At 65.9% G+C, this 26,225-nt stretch carries 24 protein-coding genes; 8 read left to right on the forward strand and 16 right to left on the reverse strand.

The genetic code is table 11. From position 1 onward, the window contains the following. Positions 1-6: 6 nt before the first annotated feature. From VGK27_09170 to VGK27_09235, 14 genes are all read right to left on the reverse strand, one after another. Positions 7-1,077, reverse strand: coding sequence for a hypothetical protein (locus tag VGK27_09170; GenBank protein HEY3490275.1), 1,071 nt, complete (start codon positions 1,075-1,077; stop codon positions 7-9). After that, on the reverse strand, positions 1,074-2,648 hold the full coding sequence (locus VGK27_09175; GenBank protein HEY3490276.1) for a 4Fe-4S binding protein: 1,575 nt from the start codon (positions 2,646-2,648) through the stop codon (positions 1,074-1,076). Before VGK27_09175 ends, VGK27_09170 begins: the two co-directional genes overlap by 4 nt. Before the next feature lie 2 nt (positions 2,649-2,650). Continuing rightward, positions 2,651-4,093 carry a VCBS repeat-containing protein gene (locus VGK27_09180; GenBank protein HEY3490277.1) on the reverse strand — a complete coding sequence of 481 codons (1,443 nt, stop codon included), beginning with the start codon at positions 4,091-4,093 and terminating at the stop codon, positions 2,651-2,653. Between the two features lie 5 nt (positions 4,094-4,098). Continuing rightward, positions 4,099-5,064: a DUF362 domain-containing protein gene (locus tag VGK27_09185; protein HEY3490278.1), complete on the reverse strand. Its 966-nt coding sequence runs from the start codon at positions 5,062-5,064 to the stop codon at positions 4,099-4,101. Beyond that, complete coding sequence (locus VGK27_09190) at positions 5,061-5,930, reverse strand: right-handed parallel beta-helix repeat-containing protein (protein HEY3490279.1); 870 nt, start codon at positions 5,928-5,930, stop codon at positions 5,061-5,063. Before VGK27_09190 ends, VGK27_09185 begins: the two co-directional genes overlap by 4 nt. 17 nt (positions 5,931-5,947) lie before the next feature. Beyond that, a complete protein-coding gene (locus VGK27_09195) occupies positions 5,948-7,120 on the reverse strand; it encodes a hypothetical protein (GenBank protein ID HEY3490280.1) in 1,173 nt (390 codons plus the stop codon). Beyond that, on the reverse strand, positions 7,117-8,205 hold the full coding sequence (locus VGK27_09200; protein HEY3490281.1) for a hypothetical protein: 1,089 nt from the start codon (positions 8,203-8,205) through the stop codon (positions 7,117-7,119). The genes VGK27_09195 and VGK27_09200 overlap by 4 nt, the downstream gene beginning before the upstream one ends. Continuing rightward, positions 8,202-9,647 carry a right-handed parallel beta-helix repeat-containing protein gene (locus VGK27_09205; protein HEY3490282.1) on the reverse strand — a complete coding sequence of 482 codons (1,446 nt, stop codon included), beginning with the start codon at positions 9,645-9,647 and terminating at the stop codon, positions 8,202-8,204. The genes VGK27_09200 and VGK27_09205 overlap by 4 nt, the downstream gene beginning before the upstream one ends. Beyond that, complete coding sequence (locus tag VGK27_09210) at positions 9,644-10,669, reverse strand: PQQ-binding-like beta-propeller repeat protein (protein HEY3490283.1); 1,026 nt, start codon at positions 10,667-10,669, stop codon at positions 9,644-9,646. Before VGK27_09210 ends, VGK27_09205 begins: the two co-directional genes overlap by 4 nt. A 116-nt stretch (positions 10,670-10,785) precedes the next feature. Then, positions 10,786-11,892, reverse strand: coding sequence for a carboxypeptidase-like regulatory domain-containing protein (locus VGK27_09215; protein HEY3490284.1), 1,107 nt, complete (start codon positions 11,890-11,892; stop codon positions 10,786-10,788). A gap of 7 nt (positions 11,893-11,899) precedes the next feature. Further along, entirely contained in the window at positions 11,900-12,649 is a 750-nt protein-coding gene (locus VGK27_09220; GenBank protein ID HEY3490285.1) for a carboxypeptidase-like regulatory domain-containing protein, read from the reverse strand. A gap of 20 nt (positions 12,650-12,669) precedes the next feature. Then, positions 12,670-13,638, reverse strand: a complete 969-nt coding sequence (locus tag VGK27_09225) for a permease (GenBank protein ID HEY3490286.1) — start codon at positions 13,636-13,638, stop codon at positions 12,670-12,672. Positions 13,639-13,644: 6 nt separating this feature from the next. Then, positions 13,645-14,607, reverse strand: a complete 963-nt coding sequence (locus VGK27_09230) for a HEAT repeat domain-containing protein (protein HEY3490287.1) — start codon at positions 14,605-14,607, stop codon at positions 13,645-13,647. 94 nt (positions 14,608-14,701) lie between these two features. Then, complete coding sequence (locus VGK27_09235) at positions 14,702-16,216, reverse strand: VCBS repeat-containing protein (GenBank protein ID HEY3490288.1); 1,515 nt, start codon at positions 16,214-16,216, stop codon at positions 14,702-14,704. 328 nt (positions 16,217-16,544) lie between these two features. Between VGK27_09235 and VGK27_09240 the strand changes: the two genes are divergently transcribed. The 7 genes from VGK27_09240 to VGK27_09270 are packed head-to-tail and all read left to right on the forward strand — an operon-like array spanning position 16,545 to position 22,673. Beyond that, the gene (locus VGK27_09240) at positions 16,545-17,093 is read left to right on the forward strand and encodes a TlpA disulfide reductase family protein (protein HEY3490289.1); all 549 of its coding nucleotides are present in this window, start codon (positions 16,545-16,547) and stop codon (positions 17,091-17,093) included. Between the two features lie 14 nt (positions 17,094-17,107). Then, on the forward strand, positions 17,108-17,677 hold the full coding sequence (locus VGK27_09245; protein ID HEY3490290.1) for a TlpA disulfide reductase family protein: 570 nt from the start codon (positions 17,108-17,110) through the stop codon (positions 17,675-17,677). 2 nt (positions 17,678-17,679) lie between these two features. Then, positions 17,680-18,474, forward strand: coding sequence for a class I SAM-dependent methyltransferase (locus VGK27_09250; protein ID HEY3490291.1), 795 nt, complete (start codon positions 17,680-17,682; stop codon positions 18,472-18,474). Positions 18,475-18,502: 28 nt separating this feature from the next. Beyond that, positions 18,503-19,462 carry a glycosyltransferase family 2 protein gene (locus VGK27_09255; protein ID HEY3490292.1) on the forward strand — a complete coding sequence of 320 codons (960 nt, stop codon included), beginning with the start codon at positions 18,503-18,505 and terminating at the stop codon, positions 19,460-19,462. Between the two features lie 3 nt (positions 19,463-19,465). Next, positions 19,466-21,640: a hypothetical protein gene (locus VGK27_09260; protein HEY3490293.1), complete on the forward strand. Its 2,175-nt coding sequence runs from the start codon at positions 19,466-19,468 to the stop codon at positions 21,638-21,640. Continuing rightward, complete coding sequence (locus tag VGK27_09265) at positions 21,637-22,329, forward strand: glycosyltransferase family 2 protein (GenBank protein ID HEY3490294.1); 693 nt, start codon at positions 21,637-21,639, stop codon at positions 22,327-22,329. Before VGK27_09260 ends, VGK27_09265 begins: the two co-directional genes overlap by 4 nt. After that, on the forward strand, positions 22,326-22,673 hold the full coding sequence (locus tag VGK27_09270; GenBank protein ID HEY3490295.1) for a DUF2304 domain-containing protein: 348 nt from the start codon (positions 22,326-22,328) through the stop codon (positions 22,671-22,673). Before VGK27_09265 ends, VGK27_09270 begins: the two co-directional genes overlap by 4 nt. On the opposite strand, the gene VGK27_09275 is transcribed toward VGK27_09270, so the two are convergent. Further along, entirely contained in the window at positions 22,670-23,941 is a 1,272-nt protein-coding gene (locus VGK27_09275) for a DegT/DnrJ/EryC1/StrS family aminotransferase (GenBank protein HEY3490296.1), read from the reverse strand. The genes VGK27_09270 and VGK27_09275 overlap by 4 nt on opposite strands. After that, on the reverse strand, positions 23,938-24,882 hold the full coding sequence (locus tag VGK27_09280; GenBank protein ID HEY3490297.1) for a GDP-L-fucose synthase: 945 nt from the start codon (positions 24,880-24,882) through the stop codon (positions 23,938-23,940). The genes VGK27_09275 and VGK27_09280 overlap by 4 nt, the downstream gene beginning before the upstream one ends. A gap of 197 nt (positions 24,883-25,079) precedes the next feature. Between VGK27_09280 and VGK27_09285 the strand changes: the two genes are divergently transcribed. Continuing rightward, on the forward strand, positions 25,080-26,204 hold the full coding sequence (locus tag VGK27_09285) for an ATP-binding protein (protein HEY3490298.1): 1,125 nt from the start codon (positions 25,080-25,082) through the stop codon (positions 26,202-26,204). Positions 26,205-26,225 lie beyond the last annotated feature (21 nt).

Raw genomic sequence — 26,225 nt, forward strand, 5'->3', positions numbered from 1 at the left:
CTCCCATCACCGTTTCTCCACCACGACGACCAGCGGCTCCGCGGGCGCGTCGGCCATTGCTTCGGCCGAATGATCGGGCGTGCCGCCGTACCGGCCGTACCACTCGCCGTCGGCCGGCCCCCCGAGCCGCTCGCGCGCCAGCAGGTGATAGCGGCCCGGATCGGCGACGAGCAGGTCGACCCGCCCGTCGGCGCCCGACTTCCCGGAGACGTACGCGGGGTATCCGCTCATCGAGGCGTCCTTGTAGGCCAGCAGGCGGACACCCGGAACCGGATGCCCCTCCCCGTCGACCATGCGGGCCCGGATCGAGATCTCGTGCACGGGCTCCTTAGCCTCGCCCATCCGCTCCTGCTGCGACAGCCGCGGCATCGCGTCGATCCGCAGGCCTCGCGGCACGCCTTCGACGAGCGTCACCGGATTGCCCGGGTAGAATCCGAAGTAGTCGCCCGGCGCCGTGGGACCGAACAGCTCCCCCGACTTCCGCTTGCGGGCGATCACGAAGAAGGTGCCCTTCTTCACGCGCACGCGGAACGCGCCGTCCTCCTTCGTGCGGACGAACGTCCCGGGCATCCCCTTGAAACCGTCGGCGGCGCTCTTGTAGAGGTAGACCGTGGCGCCGGCCAGCGGCTTCCCCTTCTCGTCGTACACCAAGCCGGAGAGGCCCGCCTGCGCGTCGGGGGCGGGATCGGCGTCGAGCCGAGACAGGTTGAGCCCGACCAGCGCCGCCCTCCCCGTCTCGACGCGTACGGGGTTGCCGCCGAAGAAGCAGAACAGGTCGCCCGGCTTCGGCGCGGCGGGCGCGCCCGGGGCGCGCTGCCCGACGAGGAACCAGTTGCCGGGCGGCAGCGCGAGGGAAAACATCCCGTCGGCCCCCGTCGCCCGGCTTTGCGCCTCGGGCTCCTGCGCGGCGCCCCGGTCGTAGTCGCGGTAAGCGAGGACGACCACGCCGGCGACGCCCTCGTTGTCGAGCGCCGCCTTGCCGCGGACCCCGGTGAACGGGGCGTCGGGCGTCGCCGCGAGGGCTACGGCCGCGGCAGCGAGCGTCAGGAGCAGGCAGGCGACGGCCCGGCGAATCACGGGTATCCCCCGGCGTCCCCTCGGGTGGCGGTGTAGGACACCCCGGCGCGCGTCTCACCGCGGGAGGTGACCACGATGGCCGCCCGGTCGGGCAGGGGGCACTTGGTCTCGCAGATGCCGCACCCGATGCATTCGCGCTCGTCGATGTAGGGCCGCTTGAACGTCTTGACCTCGCCCCCCATCGTGACGACCTTCTCTTCCTGGAGCACGATGGCCTTCTTCCCGGTGGGGCAATGTTCCTCGCAGACGATGCAGTCGGATTCGCCCTTCCAAGGCAGGCAATGGCTCCGGTCGACCTCGGCCAGCCCGAGCTTGACCTTGCGCTTCTCGGCGACCGGCATCCGGCGGATCGCACCCGTCGGGCAGACCTGGCCGCAGAGCGAGCAGTTGAACTCGCAGTAGCCGATGCGCGGGACGAGCACCGGGCTCCACAGTCCCTCGATCCCCGCCTCGAGCCAGGCCGGCTGCAGGCCGTTGGCGATGCAGACGCGCATGCACTCACCGCAACGGGTGCAGCGGGCGAGGAATTCGGGTTCGGCCAGCGCACCCGGCGGGCGGATCAGCCACTGGGACGGAGCCTTCCCATGCGCCTGCGACCCGAAGAAGGGGACCGAAACGGCGCCGGCCGCCGCCGCCAGCATCACGCCCCGGCGCGACAGGTCGACCGGGTCGCCCTGACGCCCTTCCTTGCCCGTGAAGAAGATGACCTTTTCGGGGCAGACGACCTGGCAGTCCATGCACTCGATGCACTCGCCATGATCGGTCGCGAGATGGTCGCGGATGGCGCCGGTGCGGCAGTCGCCGTCGCACAGGCCGCATTTGATGCAGCCGGCGGCCTCGACGCGCCGCCGGAACAGGCCGAAGCGGCCCAGGAGCGCCAGCAGCGCGCCGAGCGGGCACAGGTTCCGGCACCAGAAGCGGCGCTGATAGCGCTCGGCGGCGAGGATGCCGACGAACAGCCCGCCGACGACGATCGCGCTCCGGTAGACCGGCTGCTCGAAGGCGAGGAAGTGCCCCTTGAGGAAGCCGTAGGCAGGTTCGGTCACCCAGGTGACGGGCGGTCCGACCTTGTAGGCGGCGCCGAAGAGCGCGTTGAGCGCGGCATTGAGCGCGGGGTAGACGGAAAACGTCAGGGTGCGGATCAGCAGGCTGATCGGGTCGAACAGGAACACCCACTGCAGCGTAAAGAGCGAGGACGCCGCCAGCGCGACGAGCAGCAGGTACTTCCAGCGGCGCCAGGAGGAAGGGACCGTCGAGGGCTTCCGCCGACGCCGACGGAACAGCGTCGCGGATGCCGCGTCGAGGACCGCCCCCATCGGGCAGAACCACCCGCAGAAAAAGCGGCCCAGGAGCAGCGTCAGGGCGACCGTGACCAGCGCGGGCCACACGAGCCCGATCAGGGCGCGGCCCGCGGCCACGGCCGCGCCGGCCACGAGCGGATCGAGCCGGAGGAACACGTTGACCGCGTAGCGGAGGACGTCGTTGTCCTTGTATTCGGTGTTGAGGAACAGGAAGCCGAACACGAGGAACACGGCCCATTGGGAAACACGCCGCAGCGTGCGCATCGACATCTTCATCTCTCCTTCCCGGGACGGATGGTCACCCGCCCCGGCCCGACGTTTCTTCTCTCGGCGACCGCGCCGCCGGGGAAGGTGACGCGCAGGTCGCACGGGCGGCCGCCCGGCAGCCGGAACAGCCATTCGGCGGGCGGTTGCGCGCAGTATCCGCTCCCGGCCTGCAATTCCATCGTCGAGAGCAGCGCGCGGGGATCGCCGAGCCTCCCGGCCTCATAAAGTCGCGCGACCGAGCCTACCGCGGTCCGCCCCGGCACCGACGGCCGGACCGCGAGCGCGGGAACACGCCCCGCCGTGTTTCGGTAAAGCCGGTTGTGGCCGTCGTAGTTGCTCGCGTAAAGATCGAGGGCGCCGTCGCCGTCGACGTCGGCGAACACGATTCCCTCGTTCCGCTTCCGGCTTCCGACGCCCGCCCGCGCGCCCAGCTCCTCGAACCGCATCCCGCCCAGGTTGCGGAACAGCCGGACGGGCCCGGAAAAGCCGGCGCTCGCGATCTCGGGGAGCAGGTCGCCATCGAGGTCGCCCGCGGCCCCCCCGACGCTGTGGCCCGACCGGATCCCGGAGGACGCCGTCACGTCGGTGAAGCGTCCGTGCCCGTCGTTCCGGAACAACCGGTCGGGACCGTCGTACCCTCCGACGAACAGATCGAAGCTGCCGTCGCCGTCGAGGTCGGCCGCGACGACCGACATCGACCAGCGCAAGCCTCCGAGCCCCGCCGCCGCGGTGCAGTCTTCGAACGTGCCGGCGCCCCGGTTGCGGTAATACTTCAGCCCGTCGCTCTTGCCGTCGCCGCCGCGCGCGACGACCAGGTCGGGGTGCCCGTCGCCATCGAGGTCGGAGAAGGTCGCCGACCAGCTTCGCCCTTCCTCGCCGAGCCCTGCGGCATCGGTGGCGTCGACGAAACGCAACCGCTCCGGCTCGGAGCGGTTGAGATAGAGCGTGTTGCGCCCCCAGTTGGCGACGAAAATATCCAGCCGCCCGTCGCCGTCGACATCGGCCATCGCGGTCGAGATGCCGTTGCGGCGCGCGGCGAGCCCGGCTTCGGCGGAGACTTCGCGCCACTTCCCGTCGGCGTCGGCCGCATAGAGCAGGTTGGTCCCGTACGGGTAAGCCCCGCGGACGACGAACAGCTCGTCCCGCCCGTCCCCGTCGAGGTCGGCGAAGAGCGCTCCGATGCCGCCCGTGCCGAAGGCCCCCGCATCGCCGGCGATTTCCGCGAAACGACCATCCCCCCGGTTGCGCAGCATCCGGTTGCGTCCCTTGACGACGGGGAGGAACAGGTCGGCGCGTCCGTTTTCCCCGTTGAACGTGAAACAGGCGCCCTCGCCGTACTTGATCGACGGGATGCCCGAGGACGCGGTCGCGTCGGAGAGCCAGGCCGCCGGCATGTCGGATGCGGCGGCCGAGGCCAACAGCGAAGCGCAGGCCGAGGCCGCGAGCAAACCCTTCAGGCCTTTAATATCCTCACCTTGGCGAGATCGATTTCCCCGAGCCCCTTCTGGGCGGCATAGAGCACGTGCGGGACGTCGCGTCCCGCGATCCCGAACAGCGTCGCGCCGTAGGCGTCGACGGCGACCGGATCGGTGCCCGCCACGACCGTGTCGATCTTACGGACATCCTGCAGGCGGCCGCCCTGCGGGCCGTTGGCGGTCAGGATGCGCACCGCGTCGAGGACGATCAGGTCGAACTTGACGACCGTATTGAGCTCGACGATGTTCTGGTCGAGGTCGTGGTGGATGTTGCCGCGGTTGCCGCCGAGAACGCCCATGACGTTCTTGAGGCTCATCGTCAGGCGCGCCGCGTTGTGGTGCTTGGCGATCGGGATGTTGATGAGCCGGTCGGCCTCGAGGACATCTTTGTAGAAGCTCCAGCCCGGCAATGTCTTGCTGCCGCGGAACGCGCGGTCGACGAACTTGCGCGCATCCATGTGCTCGATGGTGACCGCGGGATCGCCGATCGACTCGATCGCGTCCTTGATGCCGCTGTTCTTGTAGCAGCGGCGCGGGTCGTTGCACGGCCGATCCATCACCCGGACCCTTTTCGCGCCCGCCTCGATGCACATGCGCGCGACGGCCTTCACGACCTCGGGGTTGGTGTTGGCCGCCTGCTCGACGGTGCGGTCCCATCCGATGTTGGGCTTGAGCAGGACGACGTCGCCCTTGCGGACAAACCGCTGCATGCCGCCCAGCGCCCGGACCGCGTTGCGCACCAGCGTCTCGGGCGGTGCCCCCTTGGCCACCGCGAGCGAGGTCGTCGCCCCGGACGCCGCCCCCGCCTCGCGCCCGAGCCCGATCCCGCGCCCGGCGCCGTCGATCATCCCGAATCCCGCGGCCAGCGAGCCCGCCGCGACTCCTTTCAGAAACGTTCGCCTGTCGATCGCCATCCCGTACCCCTTCCGTCCTGATTCCGTCACGGCTGGATGCCGCATCCCTCCGGCGCCTTGTCGAGGAACGGGCGCCAGGTCACCCGGCCGAGCCCCGCCTCCCGGTCGCCGTCCCAGATCGTCTCGGCGATCTCGGCCGGATCGGCGGTTCCCCACCAGTTGTTCGCGAAGTCCATGTCCTGCTTCTGGTTCATGCCGAACTTGATGTTGTAGTGGATGCTCTCGGCGATGTCGTTCCCGAACGTCTTGACCGTTTCCCCGTTCTTCTGGACCGGGAAAAAGGCGAAATCGTTGCCCCGAAAACGGTTTTTGGTCACGATCGCGCGCGAGCCGTGCGCCTCGCTCCGGATGGCGTAGTAGTTCTCGACGAAGTCGTTGTTCTCGATGCGGACGTCGGTGGTCGAGAACCGGACGCCTTCGAAGTTGTAGCGGAAGAGGCAGTTGCGGATCACCGCGTCGGAGTAGTGGACCTGCAGTCCCGAGAATGCGTATTCGAACACGCAGTGCTCGACAAGCGCCTCCTTGTTGACCGAGATCTGCACGAACGTCCAGTCTTTCATCTTGGGGTTCGGCCGGGCCGACGTGAAGGTGATGACGTTGTCCTTCGTGCCGCGCGCGATCAGCTTCCCTTCGACGGTCAGCTCGCCGTCGCCGATCTCGTCGCCGTCCTCGTCGATCCACTCGAACTTCACTACGGTGCCCGGGAGGATGGTGAGCGTGACGCCGCGGCGCACCACGGTCTGCCCCACGATGGTCACGGTCCCGCTCCAGGTCGTGTCTTTCGTGATGTAGCCCTTCTCGTACCGCAACCAGTCCGCAGCCCCCGCCGGCTGGACGGCCACCACGACGGCGCACAGCGCCAGCGAGGCCAGGATGACGCTTCGAAGGATGCCCATCGTGCCCCCCGGAATTCTCACTTGAGGATCTGCTCGACCGCCATGTCGACCTTGTCGCGCACCTTGCCGGTCTCGACCTTGACCGAGTGGTCGCCGGTGCCCTCGTAGCGGCCGTACCATTCGCCGTAGCCCGGCGTGTCGCCGTAGTCGGACCGGGCGCCGATGTAGTAGGTGCCGCCCTGCGGCAGGTAGATCACGAACCGCCCCTCGGCGTCGACCGGCTTCGAGATGTGGTCGGGCCGCTGGTGCGCCATCGCCCGCTCGGTATAGGCGAAGGCGTAGACGCCCTTGACCGGCTTGCCGTCCTTGTCGAGGATGTGCCCCGAGATATAGGTGCCCGTGTCGCGGAAAAGGCTGTCTTCCTTGCCGATCTCGCCCGCCTTGGCGATGACGCCCAGCTTGATGGTCGCCGACTGCCCCGCCTTCACGTGGACCGGATTGACGATGTAGTAGCCGAACGCGTCGCCGTCGGTCAGCGGCCCCGCGGATTTGCCGGTGGCGCGCTTGCGCGCGATCACGAAATAGTCGGCCTCGGGAAGCATGTCGATGCGGAACTGGCCGTCCTTGCGGGTCGGGGGCGTGGACGAGTAGCCGACGCCGCGGAAATCGTTCTTGCCGTCGAGGTAGAGGATGACGCTGACGCCCTCGGCCGGCTTGCCGCCCAGCGAGACGACGCCCTTGAGCGTGCCCGTGCCCGAATCGGCCCCTTTTTCGTAAGTGACGCCCTCGTCGAGGGCGACGACTGAAAAGCCGACGTGGGTGTACTTCCCGGGCGCGACCGTGATCGGGTTCGACCCCTGGAAGGCGAAGAAGTCGCCGGGCGACAGCGGGCCGTCTTCCTTGCCCGCCTTCCGCTTCTTGACCGCAAGGTAGTATTTCCCGCGCGGGAGGTCGATCTTCCAGGAGCCGTCGTCGGCCGTCGGCCCCGACACGGCGGCCGGCTTGCAGGCGACCAGGTCGTCGAACGATTTGTAGGCGTAGACGCGCGCATCCTGGACGATCTCGCCGTCGCGGACGACGCGCCCCTCGAAGCCGGTGCCCGGGGGCGTCTCCCCCGCGATCTTCGCGGCGAGCGCTTCAGCCTGCTTCGCCTCTTTCTCATGGGCTGCGCCGGTCTCCGCCGCCGCCGGCAATGCCGCGCAGCAAAGGAGGAGGGCAAGCCCCGCCGCGATCCATCCCGCGCGCATCATTCGACCACCTCCACGACGATGTCGATCGACTTCACCTTGTCGCCTTCCTTCAGCCGGACCGCGTGATCTTCGTTGCCGTCGTACTTCCCGAGAAGGTCGCCTTTTTCGGCCGGCCCGCCGATGGTGTTGCGCGCCCCGACGAAATACTCGCCGCCGCCCGAGAGCTGGATCGCGTAAGCGCCGTCGGCACCTGTGCGAGGGGAAATGAAATCGGGCTTCTGGGTCATCATCGCGTCGCGGTAGGCCGCCGCGTAGACGCCCTTGACCGGCTTGCCGTCCTTGTCGCGCACGACGCCCGAGATCATCGTCTCGCCCGCCTTGACGGTGCCGCCCAGCGTGACGCCCTCGCCGCCCTCCTTGACCTTGACGAGCTTGTTGACGGCGCTGATCGAGATCACGGTATAGCCGTCCTTGTCGACGCCGACCGGGTTGTCGTGCGCGTAGCCGAAGAAATCGCCGCCCCCGAGCGGCCCCATCTTGTCGTCGCCCGCCCGCTTGCGCGCCACGACGTAGTAGCTGCCCGGCTCGAGATTGAACGAGAACTCGCCTTTGCCGTTGGTCAGCCCCGAGGCGTAGCCGATGCCACGGAAGATGGTCTCGCCATCCTGGTAGAGCGTCACGCGCGCGCGGTCGAGCGGCTTGCCGTCGGCCAGCACCTTGCCCCGGATGCCCGTGCCGCCCGCCTGCTTCCGCGCGCCGACGTCGATGACCTCGCTGCAGTTGATGCCGATGGCGATCGACTCGCCATCGCCCACGACGACCGGGTTTCCGCCGTAATAGGCGAAGTGGTCGCCGGGCTTGACGGCCGCCGCCGTCCCGTTGACCAGCTTTCGGGCGAGGACGTAGTAGCGCCCCTTGGGCAGGTTGACTTCGAACAGGCCGTCGTCCCCGGTGGGCTTCGACTCGAAAGCGGGCTTTCCGTGGAAGCCGCCCTCGTATCCCGAATAGAAGGAGACGACCGCGCCCGCGAGCGCCTTCCCCTGCGCATTGACCTTGCCCTTGACCGTCCCGCCGCCCGCCGCCCCGGCGCATAGCGGTAATGCCAACAACAAGAGCGCCAGCGCCCAGCCAGTAAAATGCTTCATTTCGCCCGATCCTCTCTTTGTGCATCCGGGACGCCCGTGCCTGGAATCCGGGACGTTTTCCAATCTTTATAGTTTATCCGATCCTGGAGATATTCTCCGGGATACCCCTCGTAGGTCCGGGTCGGCACATCGTAGCCGTCGACCAGCGAACCGATGTTTGCCGCAGGCCCCTTGGCCGCCATCTCGGCGGTGTCTTTCTCCCCCCACCAGTTGCCGGTCGCTTCGATGGTCCCCTCCCCCACCGGGACGTCGTTCTCCTCCTGCGTGGCCTTCGTTCCCGCAACCATTCCCTTCCCTTGCCCGGCCTGGGTCCTGGAGCGGGCAAACGCTCCCCTTCCCGGTTTCCGGCCGACCCGCACTTCCCAGTCGTGCGACATGTTGTCCAGCTTGACCTGGATGTCATTTTTGTCGAAGTTGTTGCCATTGATGCGGGCATAGGACGACAGCGTCAGGTAGACGCCGGTCTCGTTCCGGGAGAAGTCGTTCGAGGCGATCCTCGGCGCGGACATCTGGGAGCACGCGATCCCGTTCTGGTTGCCGACAAGGCGGTTCTGGACGATGTCGGGGCTGGACGACCTGAAGCAGAAGATGCCGGCCCCGTTATTGTCGAACACGTTGCCCTCGATCTTGGGCGAGGAAAAATTCTCGATCCACAAGCCGGTCGCATTGCGGAACAAATGATTACCCCGGACCGCCATCCCGTTTCCCACGTTGTTCAGCGCGATCCCGACGGTGCAGTTGTCGATCCGGTTCCCCTCGGGCGCGGGTGCGGGAGACCCGAAACTGATGCCGCTGTTGCATTCGCCGATGGCATTGCCCGAAATGACGGGGGCCGAGTTCCGTTGCGCGATGATGCCGGACTTGTCGCACTTCCGGATGGTGTTGCCGACGATCGAAGGGGTGGAGCCTATCTGGCAATCGATCCCGTGCGTCGACATGTCGGTGATCGTGTTCTTCGAGATGTTCCCCGACATGTCCTTCCCGATGAAGACGCCGGTGATCATCCTCCGGATCGTGCACTCCGATATTTCGGGAGCACCGCCGTGGACCTGGACCGTCTCTGCATCGGTCACGACCGCCCGGTGCAGCACGCTGTTGTCGCCGGGCCCCGCGAGCAACAGGCCTTTCCAGTCGCCCCGCGCGGGGGCCGGTTCGGCGGATCCGAAGCGGATCGGCCGGTCGGAAGTGCCGACGGCCGACAGGATCCCCGACACTTCGAGCCCGGTCCCCTTGACGAAAAGGATCTCGGCGCCCGGGCGGATGGTCAGCCGGACGCCCGCCCTGACGGCCACGGTTTGCTCTACGAGCACGCGACCTTCCCATACGGCATCGTTGTCGATCGGGCCGGATATCTTTCGGACTGGCCGATCATCGGCGGCGGCCGCCAACATCGCAACCGCCATCGCCAAAAAGGCCGCTCCCCATGCCAACCAATGCCTCATCGATCGCCTCCCGAGCGTGTGAGCATATAGACATGCCCGTCGCGCGACCCGCACAAGACAGACCCGGACGGCCCCGGCGCTACCGCCTGAACGGCGCCCCCGGCCGCGAACCGCGCGCGCTCGCGTCCGGTCGCGGGGTCGAGAAAATACACGCCGCCCCCGTTGTCCCCGAACACGACCGACCCGCCCGCGAGCACCGGCGACGAATAGATCGGCCCGGCGGCCCGGAAGGTCCATGCGGACGACCCGTCGGCCGGGCGCAGGGCGTGAAGCATCCCGTCGCAGTCGCCGATGAACAGCAACCCTTCGACGAGGAGCGGCGCGGAATATTCGATCCGGCTCCCGGTGTCCCGGATCCAGGCGACGCGCCCGCTCCCGGCGTCGACGCAGAAGATCTTTCCGTTCCGGCAACCGAAATAGACGCGACCGCCGTACGCGACCGGCCCGCTGTTGACCGCATCGCCCGCGCCGAACCGCCAGCGCATCGCGCCCGTGGCGGGATCGAACGCGTAGAGGAATCCGTCGCCGGAGCCCGCGAAGCCCGCGGGATCGGGCCGGCATCGGATCGGGCCGCCCGTCGGCAGTTCCCACGCCTTCCGGCCCGAAGCGCTGTCGAGCGCGTACACGATCCCGTCGAACCCGCCGACCAGCACGTTATTCCCGGCAAGGACGGGGCTGGATTGGCGATGGTCGTCGAACGCCGAGGGGGGCATCTCGAAGGACCAGGAAAGTCGGCCGGAAAGGCCGTCAAGGCAGAACAAGCGCCGGTTCCAGGCGCAGGCGTAGACCATCCCGCGCGCAGCCAGCGGCGCCGAATCGATGAAATCTCCCGCATCGAAGGACCATCGCATGCGTCCCGTTTCCGTGTCCAGCGCGTAGAGGGAATGGTCCCACGACCCGGCGTAGACGAGATCGCCGGCCAAGGCCGGTGCCGAGTCGACGAAGCCGCCGGTCCCGAATCTCCAGAGTTCCTTCACCGTGCAGGAGGCCGGGGACGACGCCTTGAGCGTACAGGCCGCCAAGAAAAGGATCGCAATGAGTGAGGGAAGACGATGCGTCAAGGAAGAGAACCTACCCGGCTCAGGGACTAGGTGCGTTTCTAACAAGATACCACTTCCCGGGCCGTTGCGTCGGGGCCTCACCGGACCTCGGAGACCTCGACATCGAAACCGGTAAGCCGGTCGCCGCCGCGGATCTTGACCGAATGCGCGGCATTCCCCTCGTACCGGCCGTAGAAGTCGCCCGGCACCGGGGAGCCGCCGTAGCCGCTGCGGGCGCCGAGGTAATAGTTCCCGGGGATCGGCACCGGCAGCCGGTAACGGCCGTCGTCACCCGTGACCTCGGAGATGAAGATCGGCCGGTTGAGCAGGTCGGGGTTGTCGTAGAGCGCCGCATAGATCCCGCGCCGGGGCCTGCCGTCCAAACCGAGGATGCGCCCCTCGATGAAGGACGGGGCGGCGGCGGACGCGGAATAGGTGGGCGTGTTCCTCAGCCGGAGCGTCGTCGCAGGGAGCGTGACCCGAAGCGGGTCGCCCGGGACGACGTCGACCGGGTTCCCCGGGTAATAGCCGAACGCGTCACCCTTGCGCAGCGGCCCGGCGATTCCGCCGGAGGCGCGCTTGCGCGCGACCAGGTAATAACGCCCCGGCGGAAGGTCGAGGAAGAAGGCGCCGTCGACCCCGGTCGGCGCCGAAGCGGCGAAGCCCATGTCGCGGAAGGCGGTGTCGGTCCGGAGGTAGGCGAAAACATGCGCATCGGCCAGCGGGGCGCCGTCGGCCAGCACCACGCCCGACACGCCGGCTGCCGTCGTCTCCTCTCCTGCCGCGGCAGGGGGCGGCCCGACGGCCTCGACCAGGCCGAGGAAGATCTCGCGGGGAGGCCCCGCGGAAAGGTAGACGGGGTTGCCGCCGAAGAAGGAGAAGCGGTCGCCCGGCTGGACGGGCCTGGCGTAGTTGCCGTCCTTGCGCCAGTGGGCCATCAAAAAATACCGGCCGGGCGGGATCGCGGAACGGGCGATGCCGTCGGGCCCGGTCGATGCCGACCGGACGGCGCCGGGATCGTCGGGCGAGATGCCGGCACGCCATTCGACACGGGCGCCGGCGATCGGCGCCTCTTGCCAGGCGACCCGGACCGCGACCTCGACCGGCAGGTCGCCGTGCGCGGCGCGAAGCGTGGATCGGCCGGCGCAACCGGCGAGAGAGAGCGCCAGGACGATCAGGATCCCGGTGCTGAGGCCCTTGCGCAAGCGACGTCTACCAGACCCGGAACACCATGATGTCGATGCCTTCCTTGCGCTCGCCGTCCTTGAGGACGACGCCGGTCGGATTGATCGAGCCCTCGTCGTAGCGCCCGTAGAGATCGCCGATGCGGGGCGGGCCGCCGAAGCGGTCGCGCGCGGCCAGGTAATAGGTGCCGCCTTTCGGCAGGAAGATGACGAACTTCCCGTCGGGGCCGGTCCGCTCGCTCACGTACTTGGGACGCTCGGACATCTGCACGTAAGTGTATGCATGGACCCGGGTCCCCTGCACCGGGTTGCCCTCGGAGTCGCGGACCGTTCCGGCTACCGCGGTGGTCCATTCCTTCGGGGGGATGAAGGAGGACTTGTACTCGGCATCTTCCTTGACGTTCATCACGAGGTTGAGGACGATCTTGCCGTCGGTGCCGACCTTGATGTCGACCGGCTCGCTGCGGCGGTCGCCGGCGACCAGCGGCCCGCCGTTCTCGTTGGTGGCGCGGCGGCGGGCGACGACCGTGTACTCGCCGGGCGGCAGCTCGACCGAGAAGGCGCCGTCCGCCAGCGTCGAGAGCGGAGTGATCACCTCGGCCGGGCCATGGGGCGTGACGCCCTTCTTGTAGACATAGAGATACGCATTGTCGGCGGGGGCGAAGATGGTGCCGGTTAAGCCGGGCCTGCCGGCGACCTTGGGGGTCGCGCACCCCTCGATCATGAACGCGGCCATCAGGACCATGGCGGCGGTGAACAGCGTCGAGCGAACCTTCATCCGGGGAACCTCCTTATGGATCAACCGTAGAACGCCTGGAACAGGTAGCCGCTGGCCAACGCCGCCGTCATGCCGACGGCCAGGTAGAGAACGAATGCCCGCCGCTCGTAGACGCCCGCCAGCGTCGCCAGCGCCGGGATGCTGGTGACGGGGCCGCCGACCAGCATGGCCATCCCCGCCCCCGGGCTCATGCCGGTGGCCAGCAACCCCTTGATGATGGCCGGTGCGGCCATCTGGTGAACCGGCAAGGGCACGGACAGGAGCGTCGCGAACAGGATCGACAGCGCCGACCGGCGCCCAAGAACGGGTTCGACCAGATTCAGCGGCAGGTAAAAGGTGATCAGCGCCTGGATGACCAGCGCGGCGAGCAGGAACTTGCCCACCTCGAACGCCATGTCGCGGAACCGTTCGAGGAAGAAGACGAACCGGTTCCCCCGGTCGTGCACATGCCCCTCGTGGCCGTCGGCGCTCTTGAAGCAACCGGCGTTCACGATGTCTTCGAAGCCGGGGCGGACCTTGCCGTCGCGGGCATACATTTTCTCGACCATGAAGCTGGTACTTGAAAGGACGCCGCGGGATGACAGCCACCGCGCCGTGAATCCTGCGGAAAGGCCGACCATGGCCGCGATCGCGAGTTTCCACAACGCCCACACCCAGCCGAGCTGCCCGACGGTCAGGATGAAAGCATCGGGCGCCATGAGGGGCGAGGTGATGAGGAGCGCCAGCACCGGTGCAATTGGGACGCCCGCCGCCGACAGCGCGATCACGACGGGCATGATGCCGCAGGAGCACAGTGGGGAAACGAGCCCGGCGCCGACGGCCACGAAGATGGCGGCCCGGTCGTACCGGATGAGCGAGGCCCTGATTCGCCGGTCCCATTTGAAGGTTTTTATGAGGGCTGCGAAGACGACGCCGCCGAGATAATAAGGCCAGAGCGTCCGGGCCTGGGCCAGGAAAAGGTCTTTGATGATCGGAAGGTCGTTAAGCACGGCCGGCTACCTGTAAAGATTGTAGGGGAGCACTTTCTTCCCCTTGGCGTCGCGGTACAGCACCCGCTCGCCGGTGATGTTCTCGAGCGCCCGCGCCGACCACTCGCGCACGTTGGGGTCGGCGTCTTCGAGCGTCTTGCGCAAGGCGCCCTCGGAGGGCTTCGCGATGAGGATGCCCAGCGACCAGGCGCACTCGACGCGCACGCCAGTCTCGCCCTCGAGCAACCAACGCTCGAGCGGCGCATAGCACTTGACGGTGCCGCATTTGGACAGCGCCCGCGCCGCCGCCGCCTGGATCACAGGATCTTTTTCGGTGTCGAGGACGGCAAGCAGCGCGTCTTCGGCCCCCGTGTCCTCGATGTCCTCGAGCGCACGAAGCATCGCCTTCCGGGCCCGGCCCGACGATCCGGGGAGCGCCGAAACGATGGCCGGCGTCGACTTCTTGCCGATGTTGATGAGCGCGCGCGTGGAGGCCTTGACCACGCTCTCGGTGCGATCGGAAAGCGCCCCCACCAGCACGGGAATGGAGCCCGGATCGCGGATCTCGCCCAATGCCCACGCCGCGATATACCGCCGCGACCGGTCGGACTTGAGCATCTCCGTCAGCCGGGGAACCGCTTCTTTGGCCCGGATCTCGCCCAACAGCCCCGCGGCCAGCTCGACCTTGGCCGGATCCGGGTCATCGAGCGCCGCCATCATCGGGGATTCGAGCTTGGGCCCCATCGCCGTCATGACGCGGATCAGCCGCTCGTTGTCTTCGGTCGCGAAATATCCCAACAATGCCCGGATCTTGCCCGGATCGCCCGCCTTTGCCTCTTCGACCGCCCGTTCGGCCTCGGGAGAGAGGGGGGTCCCCGGCATCGCTGTGTGGAGGACGCGACGCTCGCCGCCGGCCGTACCGCACGCCGCGAAGAGGAGGCAGAAGAACCCGATGCCGATCCACCGCACCCTTGACCGCGTCGACTTCATTCACCCTCCGCCAGAAAATGAAAAGCCCCGCCGCACGTGAACCGGCAGCGGGGCTAGGATCTTTCGCAGGAACCGCGTCTTGAAGGCCTTGGCGCTATTCGGTTTCCCGAACTTCGTAGGCCGCGCCGGCCGTGACATTTTTCGTGACCTTGATCCCGCTGGGGAACGTGACCTCGACCGTGTAGCTGCCACCCGCGGGGGCGCCGAAGTGAACTTCGAGCGGCGGGCAACTGCAGAATCCGTTGGAGGTCATCACCTGGCGGAAGCCGAGCAACTTGCCGGAGGCGTCGAACAGCTTGACGGTCGCGCCCACCGCATCGTGGCTGGACTTGGGCCGGTCGGACGGATCGGCCCAGGTCGTGCCGACGGCCTTGACCTTGATCCAGTTGCCGTCGTTCTGGTCGTTGCGGTAGAGGCGGGGGCCGACTTCCCAGTTCATCACGACCAGGTCCTGGTCGCCGTCGCCGTCGACGTCGAAGAACGCCACGCCCTTGGTGCGGATGGTCTCGAGCTTCATGGACGGGAACTTGTCGACGATATCGGTGAAGGTCAGGTTTCCGTTGTTGTGATAGAGCTGGTTCGAGAACTTGCAGTCGCCCTCGTACATGCTGAGGTAGCCGCTATGGTCGGTGTCGGCGAAGCCGGTGCCCTTGCCCCACCCGTTGTGGGCGGTGCCGGACTCTTTCGTGATGTCCTTGAACTTGCCGTTGCCCAGGTTGAGCATCATCTTGTTGCCGCCGACGTAGTTCGAGATATACATGGAGAGCCGGCCGCTGTTGTTGATGTCGCCCACGCCCGTGCCCAGCGTCCAGGCGCCGTTGGTGACGCCCGCGGTCTCGGCCACGTCGGTGAAGGTGCCGTCGTGGTTGTTGTGGTAGAGCAGGTTGCGGCCCACGCCGGGGTACCGGCCGGTGGAGACGTAGAGATCGTCCCACCCGTCGCCGTCGTAATCGAACGCCACGGCGCTCCAGGACCAGGTGCCGGTGCCCACGCCGGCCTTGTCGGTGACGTCGACGAACTTGACGTCTTCGGGCCGTGGGCCGTTGGTCTCGTTGCGGAACAGCACGTTGTGCTGGCCCACGCCGTAGTTGGAACAGTAGATGTCGAGGCGACCGTCGTGATCATAATCGAACATCGTGGAACCGTAGGTGAACGCCTTGATGCCGGTTCCCGACGTTTCGGTGATGTCGATGAACTTCACGTGCCCGGGGGTGCTGGCGTTGAAATAGAGCCGGTTGGACTCGATCTCGTAGCGGCCGCCCTTGGCGACGTAGAGCTCGGGCTTGCCGTCGTTGTTGACGTCGCCGAAGGAAGACCCCATGGCATAGCCCGTTTCGGACAAGCCGGCCTCTTCGGTGACGTCCTTGAACTTGCCATTGCCCAGGTTAAGGTAAAGGTGGCTCGGGCCCCCTTTATTGGAAATGAAGATGTCCTGGAGGCCGTCTCCGTCGACGTCGGCGATTGCGACACCCTTGTTGCGCCCGTTTAGGGCCATGCCCGAGTCGGACGTGATGTCGACAAACGGCTCTGCCATCGAGATCGTGGCAAACCCGGCGACAACCATGGCCGAGGCAAACGCGTACTTCCAGATTTGTGTCTGGAGTCCCATCCTCATCTCCTTGAAGGGGCTATGGCGTACCTGTTTCGATGTTGCTTTCCTGTTGCTGTCAGCAGGGATGGACGGTGGACGAACCGACGACTTTCGGGGCCGCGAAGCGGATCTTCTTCATCTTTGTTTCCTCCACTGAGAAGTGTGTTTTTCGGCACCCTCGCGGGGTACCACGCTAAAGATTACACGCAAACTGCCGATATGTTACATCGTCGTCGAATATTTCGTCAAGCGCCACGTCCAACCCCGTGTGCGGATGTTTCCTGTAACACATGACCGGGTTGCTGTGATATAAGTCTACAAATTATTCTCAGGAGGATGTCCGGAAATGACCCGTAGAGCCCTTCTCCTTTGCTTGACCGCCGTGCTGGCGATCCTTTTCACTGTCCAGCCGGCGACGGCCTTCTTTGGCGGAGGCGGGGGCGGCATGAAAGAAGGCGACGAAGCGCCCGCCTTCGCGGGCACGACCATCGACGGCCACCCCCTGAGCTTCGCCCAGCTCAAGGGCAAGAAAGTCGTCGTCCTCGACTTCTGGTCCATCTACTGCGCCTCGTGCGTCGAAGAGATTCCCCGCCTGGTCGAGATCTACAACGAGTTCAAGGACAAGGGGCTGGTGATGATCGGCGTCAACCTCGACTCCTTCGGCACCCAGCGCGTCGTCAAGTTCATGCAGGGCATGCCGACCAAGATCAACTTCCCCGTCCTCATCGACAAGGACCGCAAGGTCGCCACCTCCTTCAACGCGATGGTGCTTCCCACCACGCTGGTCATCGGGGCCGACGGCCGGATCAAGTTTTATCATGTAGGCTACAAGGCGGGCGACGAGAAGCACATCCGCACCGTCGTCGCCGACGCCCTGAAACAAATCAAGAAATAGCGAGGCAGCCATCCATGTTTCGGAACCTTTCCACCTTAGTCATCGCAGCTTCGATTACGCTCGCCCTGCTATCCGGCACGGCCAAGGCCGCCGACAAGCCCGCCACTTTCACCAAGATCCCCACCGTCAAGGGGATCGAAACTTTGAAAGCCGGCGCCAAGGCCCCCGATTTCGCCGTGACCGACCTGACCGACAAGGAGTTTCGGCTGAAAGACTCGCTCGACAAGGGCCCCACGCTGCTCTTCTTCTGGTCGTTTTTCTGCGGCCCGTGCCGTGAAGAGATCCCGATGATCAACGAGATGACCCGTCAGTTCTCTCCCAAGGGCCTTTCGGTCGTCGGCGTCAATCTCGACGGACGCGACATGAAGAAAGCGGTCGACAAGTTCTACGCGGCCGAAAAGCTGACCTTCCGGATCGTCTTCGACGAGCTGGTCGGCGACGCGTTCGCGGTGGCAGACCCTTACGGCGTCGCCGGCACGCCTGCGCTCTTCCTGGTCGGCAAGGACGGCACCATTTCCTTCAGCGTGGTCGGCTCCGTGACGGGCGAGCAGCTCAAGAAAGAAATCGAAAAGGTCATCAAGTAGCTTTGCATCGGGAACAGGAGCCCCGGGTCGGCCCCTTCGATCCGGCCCGGGCCGACCGGGTTCACCTTTACCGGTCCGTATTCGACTCCCGGAACCCGACTCGCCGCCACCTTCACCACGAGCGCAACGCGAGGCTGACCGGCCTGCTCAACCGCTACGCGGCCGGCAAGCGGTGCCTCGAAGTCGGCATCGGAGGCAATCTTTACCGCGAGACGCTTCGGATTGTCCCGCGCTTCTGCGTGCGCCTCGACATCGACGCCGAATTCGTCCGGTTTTCCTCATTCGAGGACAAGCAGTCCCCGCCCCCCCATCCGTTCTTCATGCAGGGAGACCTGCTCCGCCTCCCGTTCGCAGACGGGTCGTTCGACCTGGTCTTCTGCTCCGAGGTGTTCGAGCATCTGCCGCCCGGCCGCAGCCTCGATGCGTTCGGCGAAATCCGCAGGGTGCTGGCCCCATCCGGCAAGCTGATCCTCTCGACTCCCCAGAGCCACAGCTCGGTCGAGCTCATCATGCGGCTGGCCACCAGTCGCCTCTTTCGTGCCATCGCCTGCCGGATATACCCCGAAGCCATCATCGACAACGAACACATCAACCTGCTGACCCGGCGGCAGCTGCTCGCCGAGGCGGCGCAATCCGGTTTCCAACCGGTCGAGTCGGGCCGCTGCGGCCTCTACATCCCGCTTCTCGCCGAATTCGGAGGCGAGTGGGGCCGTCGAATCTCCTCGTCGCTCGAGCCGATCTTCGACCGGAGCCCGGCCGGGTTCCTCTTGTGGACGCAATACCATGTCCTATCCTGATGCCGCGGTCGCGTCGGAGGCACCCTCCTTGACGCCGTTGCCCGAAACCATTTCCGTCGTCGTCCCGGCCTTCAACGAAGAGCCGAACGTGCGGGTGCTCTACGAAAAGCTGGTTCCGATCCTGTCCGCCTGCGCCTCGACCTTCGAGCTCATCTTCGTCGACGACGGAAGCACCGACCGCACGCTGCCGATCATCCAGGCCATGAGCGAGGCCGACCCGCGCGTCCGGTTCGTCTCCTTCTCGAGGAACTTCGGCCACGAGGCCGCTTCCACCGCGGGCCTCGACATCGCCTCGGGCGAGGTCACGATCCTGATGGACGCCGACCTCCAGCATCCTCCCGAGGTGATTCCCGACATGGTCGCGCGCTGGCGCGAAGGGTACGAGATCGTCTACGCGACCCGCCGGCTGCGCGAAGACCGGGGATGGCTGAAACGCAGCACCTCCTCCCTGTTCTACCGCCTGTTCAACCAGCTTTCCGAGGTTCCCCTGCCGGCCGATACCGGCGACTTCCGGCTGATCGACCGCAAGGCGCTCCTCGCGCTCCGGCGCTGCCGCGAGACCACCCGCTTCGTCCGGGGCCTGTCGATCTGGGTGGGCTTCCGCCAGTGCGGCGTCGAATACGACCAGAAAGAACGGCACGGCGGGATCACGAAATACAACTACCTCCGCCTCTCGCTGCTTGCACTCGATGCCCTCTGCTCGTTTTCGATCGCGCCCCTGCGCTTCTGCTTGGCGCTCGGGATGCTCGGCTTCCTTTTCGGCGCGGGCTTTTCCGTCCAGATCCTGTTCGTCTGGTTCGTCTGGGGGGTGCCGCTGCCCGGCTACACCTTCCAGACCATCTCCATCCTGTTCATCGGCTCGCTCAACTTCATCCTGCTGGGCCTCATCGCCGAATATGTCGGCAAGACCTACATCGAGACGCGCAACCGCCCTCTCTATATCGTGCGCGCCCAGAGCAGCGCGCTCGGCGATCCCGAGGACAAATGATCCATGAAACCGGTTAAGCCGCCCAAAGGCCGGGCAAGCTGGTTGATCGCCGCGGGCGCCTTCGCGATCCTCTTCCTGTTCCTGGTTTCCCCTCTGCTGTTGAAATCGGCCGAGCCGAGATGGGATGCCCGCGACCAGTTCTATCCGGCGTACACCTATTTTTCGGATTCGGTGCGGGAAGGCCGCCTTCCGCTGTGGGATCCCTACTCGAACTGCGGTTACCCCTTCCTCGCAGATCCCGACCATGTCACGCTCAATCCCCTGGCGCTGCTCCTCGCCGGCATGACCGACGACACGTGGGGCGCCTTCATCGGCTTCTGGTCGATCCACTGGCTTGCGGCCGGACTTGGCATGTTCCTCCTCGTCCGCCACCTTGCCGGAACGCCGACGGGCGCTTTCGCCGCGGCGATGGCCTACGCCTTCTCCGGATTCTTCATCAGCAACGCCGAGCACACGCCGTATATCTGCGTGGCCGCCTGGCTGCCCTTCCTCGTGCTGCTGGCCGACCGCGCCGTCGAAACGGGGCGCTGGTCGTACGCGGTGCTCGCCGGGGGTGCGATGGGGGTCTCGACCCTCGGCGGCTACCCCCCGCTCGCCATGTTCAACGGGTATGCGCTGGCGCTCTGGCTGGTGCTTCGCCACGGGTTCGCATTCGGCAAAGACGGCCCCGATGCGGAATCCGTTTCGGGCCTGAAGCGGGGCGTCCGGATCCTCGCCGTCCTCGGCATCGTCGGCGCAATCGGAATCGTCGTCTGGTCGCCCGTACTCCACGCCTTCTTCACCGAAGGGGCCAACTATACCGACCGGACCCGCTCGCTCGGCGCCGGCATCATTCTCGGATCGCCCTTCTCGCTGCCGTCGCACGCGTCGCTGTTTTCCCCCTACGCCACGATCCTGGGACGCGAATGGATGGGCATCGACATCGCGATGACCGACGGCTACGCCGGCATCCTCGCGTTCCCCCTCGCCGCGATCTGGCTATTGTCCGCAAAAGGGCGCAAGCGCTGGTGGTGGATCCCTGTCTTTTTCCTGTTCATGTACTGGATCTCGGTCGGGGGAAAGGGCGGCCTCGGAACTGTGCTGTCTTACCTGTTTCCCCCCATCAAGTTCATGCGGTTTTCGAGCCCCTTCCGGCTCTACTGGCTGTTCGCGCTGGCCCTCGGCGCCGGCATGGGGATCTCGACGCTTTGCCGGGACTCCGAGGCGTCGCGCTCGGCTTTCCGGCTCCTCGCGGGCTGGTCCGGAATTTCCCTGGCCGCCTTCGCCGCGATCGCCTCGTTCCTTTCCTCGCACGGCATCGATGTGGCCGGCAACGCCGTCCCCCTCTTCCTGCCCGCGGCGGTCCTCGCGGCCGCGACGCTCCTCGCCTGGCGGCTTCACACGGCGCCGACGCCTTCGGGCACCGTCCCGGCGCTCCTGGCGCTGCTCGTCGCGTTCGACCTGGGGGCGCACCTGCGCATCAACCAGGAGACCGTCTGGGTCTACCGGGACTCCATCGCCCAGGTCGAGCAATACCACCGCCGGACGACCGACGTGGCCGGCGAGCCGGGACCGCGCCATCCTCCGCGCCAGTTTGGGTTCTTCAATGTCCAGCAGGTCATCAAGGAGCCGATCGTCCTCGCCTCCCTGTCGCTCAAGGCGAAAGCGTTCGAAGACAACCTGTGCGACAGCCGGTTCGCCGAAGTGATGGCGTCTCCCGTCCGCTTCTGGCTGTCTCCCGGGGTCGAGAAGGCCGTCTCCGACAACGCGGTCCTGGCGGCGCTGGGCTCCGTCGGCGCCGGGGCGCCGGTTCCCGTCTTCGTCGGCGATCCCGGCAAGCTTCCCCCCGGCGGCGTCGTCCCGGGCGCCTACGGAACGGCGCGGGTGGTCGGCTACGCCCCCGAGCGCGTCGAGGTCATCGTCGACGCCCCGGGGAGCGCGCCCTCGGTCCTGGCCAGCACCGAACGCTACGCCGCCGGATGGCACGCGACGATCGACGGCGCCCCTGCGGCGGTCTTCCCGGTGAATCTCTACTTCCGCGGCGTCGTCGTGCCCCCGGGCCGGCATACGGTCGTCTGGCGCTACGAACCGCGGCTCTGGACCGCCCTGTGCGCACTGAGCGGCGTCACCCTGCTCGCCGCCTGCTGCGGCTTTGTCTTCCTCTCGCGCCGCGAGCGTCGTACGATGGTGCTGTCATGAAAACGATGGTCCTCATCCCCGCCTACCACGAAGATAAATCCATCGGGGCGATCGTATCCACCCTCCGCGCGACTCTTCCGTACGATGTCGTCGTCATCAACGACGGCTCGCCCGACGACACCTCCGAGGTCGCACGCAGCGCCGGCGCCATCGTGCTCGACCTGCCGTGCAATCTCGGCATCGGCGGCGCCGTTCAGACCGGATACCTTTTCGCGAGGGAGAACGGATACGAAGCCGTCGTGCGCATCGACGCCGACGGCCAGCACGAGATCGGGGATATTCCCGCGATGCTCGAACCCATCTTCCAGGGACGCGCCGATGCCGTCATCGGATCGCGCTTCCTGGGCGAGACCGAATATCGCGGCACCTTCCTGCGACGCTTCGGCATCCGCTACTTCTGCATCCTGGTGCGACTCTTCACCGGCTACCGCGTGACCGATCCCACCTCGGGCTACTTCGCCATCAACCGCAAGCTGGTCGACTTCTACTCGCAGCACTACCCGTCCGACTACCCCGAGGTCGACGCCTACATCCTGATGCACCACATGCATGCGCGCGCGGTCGAGATCCCTACCCGGATGCACTCGCGCACCGAGGGGAAATCGTCGATCACCCCGCTCGGCTCGGTGTACTATATGGTCAAGGTAACGCTTTCCTTCTTCATCAATTGCATCCGGAGATTCGGTTGAACCGGGTTACGCTCCTCGCCGCCATGAGCGCCTTCGCGCTCGCGGCCTACATCATCGAAATGGTCCGGCGCCGCAAACTGCGCGAGGAATATTCCATCCTGTGGCTGTTCGGCAGCATCGTCATGGTCGTCCTGTCGGTCCGGAGGGACTGGCTCGAGGCCGCCTCGCACACCGTGGGCATCTTCTATCCGCCCTCGTTCCTGTTCCTCGTCGCCATCTTCTTCGTCCTGCTCATCCTCATCCACTTCTCGATCACCGTGTCGCGGCTATACGTGATGAACAAGAAGATGGCGCAGGAGCTCGCGCTGCTCAAGGAGCGGTTGTCAGGCGAACGCCCCCGCTAGATTCCTTTCGTCCGCAGGAACGCCTCGAACCGCTCGATCAATCGACCCATCGTCTCGTCCGAGGTCATCGGCGACAGCCCGATATAGAACCCCCGGTCGTGCACGCGGTCGGCCCCGGGATACGGCGTGCCGTCGAAGCAGTCGAACAGCTTCGCGACCGGCTGCCGCTGAAGGTTGCCCGCGATGATCGGGCGCGTCTCGATCCCCTCCCCTTCGAGCCAGGCGGTAATCTCGTCGCGCGAGAACGGCGCATCGTCCCCCAGCATGATCGGCAACGACATCCAGATGGGCGCCGCCTTGGCGCCCACAGCCGGACGCGACAGGCACGGCACGCGGTCGACGAACGCGAAGAAGCGGGCGGCCAGCGCCAGCCGCCGTTCGGTGAAGCCGGGCAGCCGCTTGAGCTGCTCGAGGCCGAAGCCCGCCTGCAGGTCGGTCGGGCGCACATTGAAGCCCCAGTTGACGAAGGCGTAGCGCGGGTCGATCCCGCACCCGTCGAGGTGCACGTGCGACGCCTCGACATTGCGAAGCCACCCGTGGGCGCGCAGGACGCGGAGCCGGTCGGCCGTCTCGGCGTCGTCGGTGACGACCATCCCGCCTTCCATCGTGGTCATGTGGTGCGAGAAGAAGAACGAGTAGGCGCTGCCCACCCCGAAATTGCCCACCTTCCGGCCGTCCCATTCGGATCCGAGCGACTCGCAGCAATCCTCGATGACCGGCAGCCCATGCTTTTCCGCGAGGGCGAGCACGCGGTCCATGTCGCAGGGGTTGCCCATGACGTGAACCAAAAAGATCGCCTTCGTCTTCGGCGAGATCTTGCGCTCGAGGTCTTCGATCGAGAGGTTGAGCGTCGCGGGGTCTACGTCGACGAAGCGCACCTTGAGCCCCGCCATCAGCGGCGACCAGACCTGCGTCGGCCAGGTGACGACCGGCACGAGGATCTCGTCGCCCGGCTTCAGCCGGTTGTCGGGCGGGCTGGTCAGGAGAAACGACAGCAGCAGGTCGGCGGAGGACCCGCTGTTGACCATGACCGCCTCGCGGCAGCCCTGGTATTCGGCGAACCGCTGCTCGAACTCTCGCGTCTTCTCCCACATCGTCGTGCGGAAGTTGCACATCGAGTCGAGCGCCTGGAGGATCTCCTCGACGCCGTAGGTGGCCATGCTAAGCGGGTACCAGTATTTCTGCGGTTTGGCCTCGTTGATGCGGCTGCTGGATTCGATCAGGAACTCGACGACGCCCTTCAGCCGGCCGGTCAGGTCGATGTTCAACGAACCTCCCCTCGGCGCTTGAGCTCGCGGTATTCCGCGATCGTCCGGCGGATGCCCTCGGGAAGCCCGATCTTCGGGCGGATGCCCAGCGCCAGCATCCGGGAGACCTCCATGCACTTGCGCGGCATGCCGTCAGGCTTCGTCGGATCCCATCGGATCTCGCCCGCGTAGCCCACCGCCTCGGCGATCATCCCGGCCAGCTCCTTGATGGTGAGGTCGACGCCGGGCCCCATGTTGATGATCGCATTCTCCTCGTACCGTTCCATCAGCGCCAGCATGATCTCGGCTGCGTCGTCGACGTGCAGGAACTCGCGCCGCGCCGACCCGGTGCCCCAGAGTTCGAGCGACGGCTTCCCCTCGTCTTTCGCGTCAACGAAGCGGCGTACAAGGGACGACAAAACGTGCGAGCGCTGGAAATCGAAATGGTCGCCGGTGCCGTAGAGGTTGCACGGCATCGGGCAAATGGTGACCATGCCGTGCTGGCGCCAGTAGTATTCGGCCATCTTGAGCCCCATGATCTTGGCCAGCGCGTACCCCTCGTTGGTCGGCTCGAGCGGGCCGGTCATCAGGTATGACTCGCGGATCGGCTGGGGGCATTCGCGCGGGTAGATGCAGGAGCTGCCGAGGAACATGTTTTTCCGTGTCCCGTACTTCCGGCACGCCTCGAACAGGTTCATCTGCGTCTTGACGTTTTCGGACAGGAAACCGACTGGATCTGCGCTGTTTGCGGCGATGCCGCCGACTTTTGCGCCAGCCATGAACACGTAATCCGGGTGGTTACGGTCGAACCAGCGGTCGACCGAGTCGGATGACAAAAGGTCGAGCTCGGCGCGCGGCGGTGCGAGTACGTTGGTATAAGTTTCCTTCCGGAGCAACCTGACCAAAGCGCCACCAACCATGCCGGTTCCGCCGGCAACCAGGATTTTCGCGTTTTTATCCACGTTCCCTCCTTGTTCGAATGCCATTGGAACAAACTCTCGATTATATCCCTAGTCGGCATCCCGGTGCGCGAGAGGCTGCACGCCATATCAGCATCCTTCAGTCGGCGGAACCCTGAGCCATTGCATCTCCCCTTGGGTTGCCTTAATATGTGGATTATAGTTCCATATATTAATACTAATCAAAGGATCGCGCCGCCATGATTCCACGAGCCCTGTCGCTCGACCGGTTGGTCCGCCCCGGGAAAGTGCTGGTCATCTACGGCCCCCGGCAGGCCGGGAAAACCACGCTTCTGAATGCGTGGCTGGATTCCTGCGGCCTGCGCTATCGCCTGGAAACCGGCGACGACATCCGCCTCCGCCACCTGCTGGGCTCCTCCGACATGGAACAGATCCTCGGCTTCGCGGAGGGATACGACCTGCTGGCGATCGACGAGGCGCAGCAAGTGCCCGAGATCGGCACGGGGCTGAAGATCCTCGTGGATCACAACCCGGGCCTGAGAATCATCGCCAACGGGTCGTCCTCCTTCGATCTGGCCCACGCGGTCGGCGAACCGCTGACGGGCCGCAAGAAAACCGTCACGCTTTTTCCGATCTGCCAGATAGAGCTGCTCAAGCAGCACAACGCCCACGACCTGCGGGAACGGCTCGCGGAGTTTCTCGTTTTCGGCAGCTATCCCGAAGTGGTGACGACCACCGGCAAAAAAGGGAAAGCGGCCCTGCTTGACGAACTTGCCGGTTCTTACCTGCTCAAGGATGTGCTCGCGCTGGAACGAATCCGCGAATCGCGGTCGCTGGTCGACCTGCTCAAGCTGGTCGCGTTCCAGGTCGGAAGCGAAGTCTCGCTCAGCGAATTGGCAACCCAGGTTCGCTTGGACGTCAAGACCGTCGGCCGGTACCTCGACATCCTCGAGAAGGCGTTCGTCATCGTGCGTGTCGGGGGTTTCAGCCGGAACCTGCGGACCGAGATCGTCTCGAAGGCCAAATATTATTTTCTCGACAACGGCATTCGCAACGCCGTCATCGGCCAATACAATCCGCTCGATTCACGCAACGACATCGGCGCTCTGTGGGAAAACTTCATCGTCTCCGAACGCATGAAAAAAAGGGCCTATGCCGGAATCCATGGCACCTTCCATTTCTGGCGAACGTATGGCGGACAAGAGGTCGATTACGTGGAGGAACGCGACGGCGGCCTTTTCGGTTACGAGTGCAAGTGGTCTTCGAACAAGCGCATCAAGGCGCCTTCCGCCTGGGCGGACGCCTATCCGGATGCGACCTTCGAGACGATCACGCCCATAAATTACCTGTCGTTCGTGGGCTAACCCGCGGCACAAATCTCCTAT

The sequence above is a fragment of the Candidatus Deferrimicrobiaceae bacterium genome (assembly GCA_036504035.1).
GTDB lineage: Bacteria > Desulfobacterota > Deferrimicrobia > Deferrimicrobiales > Deferrimicrobiaceae > JANXPS01.

Bases quoted from the DNA above. Each gene is read 5' to 3' on its own strand.
- VGK27_09175 (HEY3490276.1), bottom strand. From the start codon at position 2,648: ATGTCGATGCGCACGCTGCGGCGTGTTTCCCAATGGGCCGTGTTCCTC.
- VGK27_09190 (HEY3490279.1), bottom strand. From the start codon at position 5,930: ATGGGCATCCTTCGAAGCGTCATCCTGGCCTCGCTGGCGCTGTGCGCC.
- VGK27_09195 (HEY3490280.1), bottom strand. From the start codon at position 7,120: ATGATGCGCGCGGGATGGATCGCGGCGGGGCTTGCCCTCCTCCTTTGC.
- VGK27_09200 (HEY3490281.1), bottom strand. From the start codon at position 8,205: ATGAAGCATTTTACTGGCTGGGCGCTGGCGCTCTTGTTGTTGGCATTA.
- VGK27_09205 (HEY3490282.1), bottom strand. From the start codon at position 9,647: ATGAGGCATTGGTTGGCATGGGGAGCGGCCTTTTTGGCGATGGCGGTT.
- VGK27_09220 (HEY3490285.1), bottom strand. From the start codon at position 12,649: ATGAAGGTTCGCTCGACGCTGTTCACCGCCGCCATGGTCCTGATGGCC.
- VGK27_09230 (HEY3490287.1), bottom strand. From the start codon at position 14,607: ATGAAGTCGACGCGGTCAAGGGTGCGGTGGATCGGCATCGGGTTCTTC.
- VGK27_09235 (HEY3490288.1), bottom strand. From the start codon at position 16,216: ATGGGACTCCAGACACAAATCTGGAAGTACGCGTTTGCCTCGGCCATG.
- VGK27_09240 (HEY3490289.1), top strand. From the start codon at position 16,545: ATGACCCGTAGAGCCCTTCTCCTTTGCTTGACCGCCGTGCTGGCGATC.
- VGK27_09245 (HEY3490290.1), top strand. From the start codon at position 17,108: ATGTTTCGGAACCTTTCCACCTTAGTCATCGCAGCTTCGATTACGCTC.
- VGK27_09260 (HEY3490293.1), top strand. From the start codon at position 19,466: ATGAAACCGGTTAAGCCGCCCAAAGGCCGGGCAAGCTGGTTGATCGCC.
- VGK27_09265 (HEY3490294.1), top strand. From the start codon at position 21,637: ATGAAAACGATGGTCCTCATCCCCGCCTACCACGAAGATAAATCCATC.
- VGK27_09285 (HEY3490298.1), top strand. From the start codon at position 25,080: ATGATTCCACGAGCCCTGTCGCTCGACCGGTTGGTCCGCCCCGGGAAA.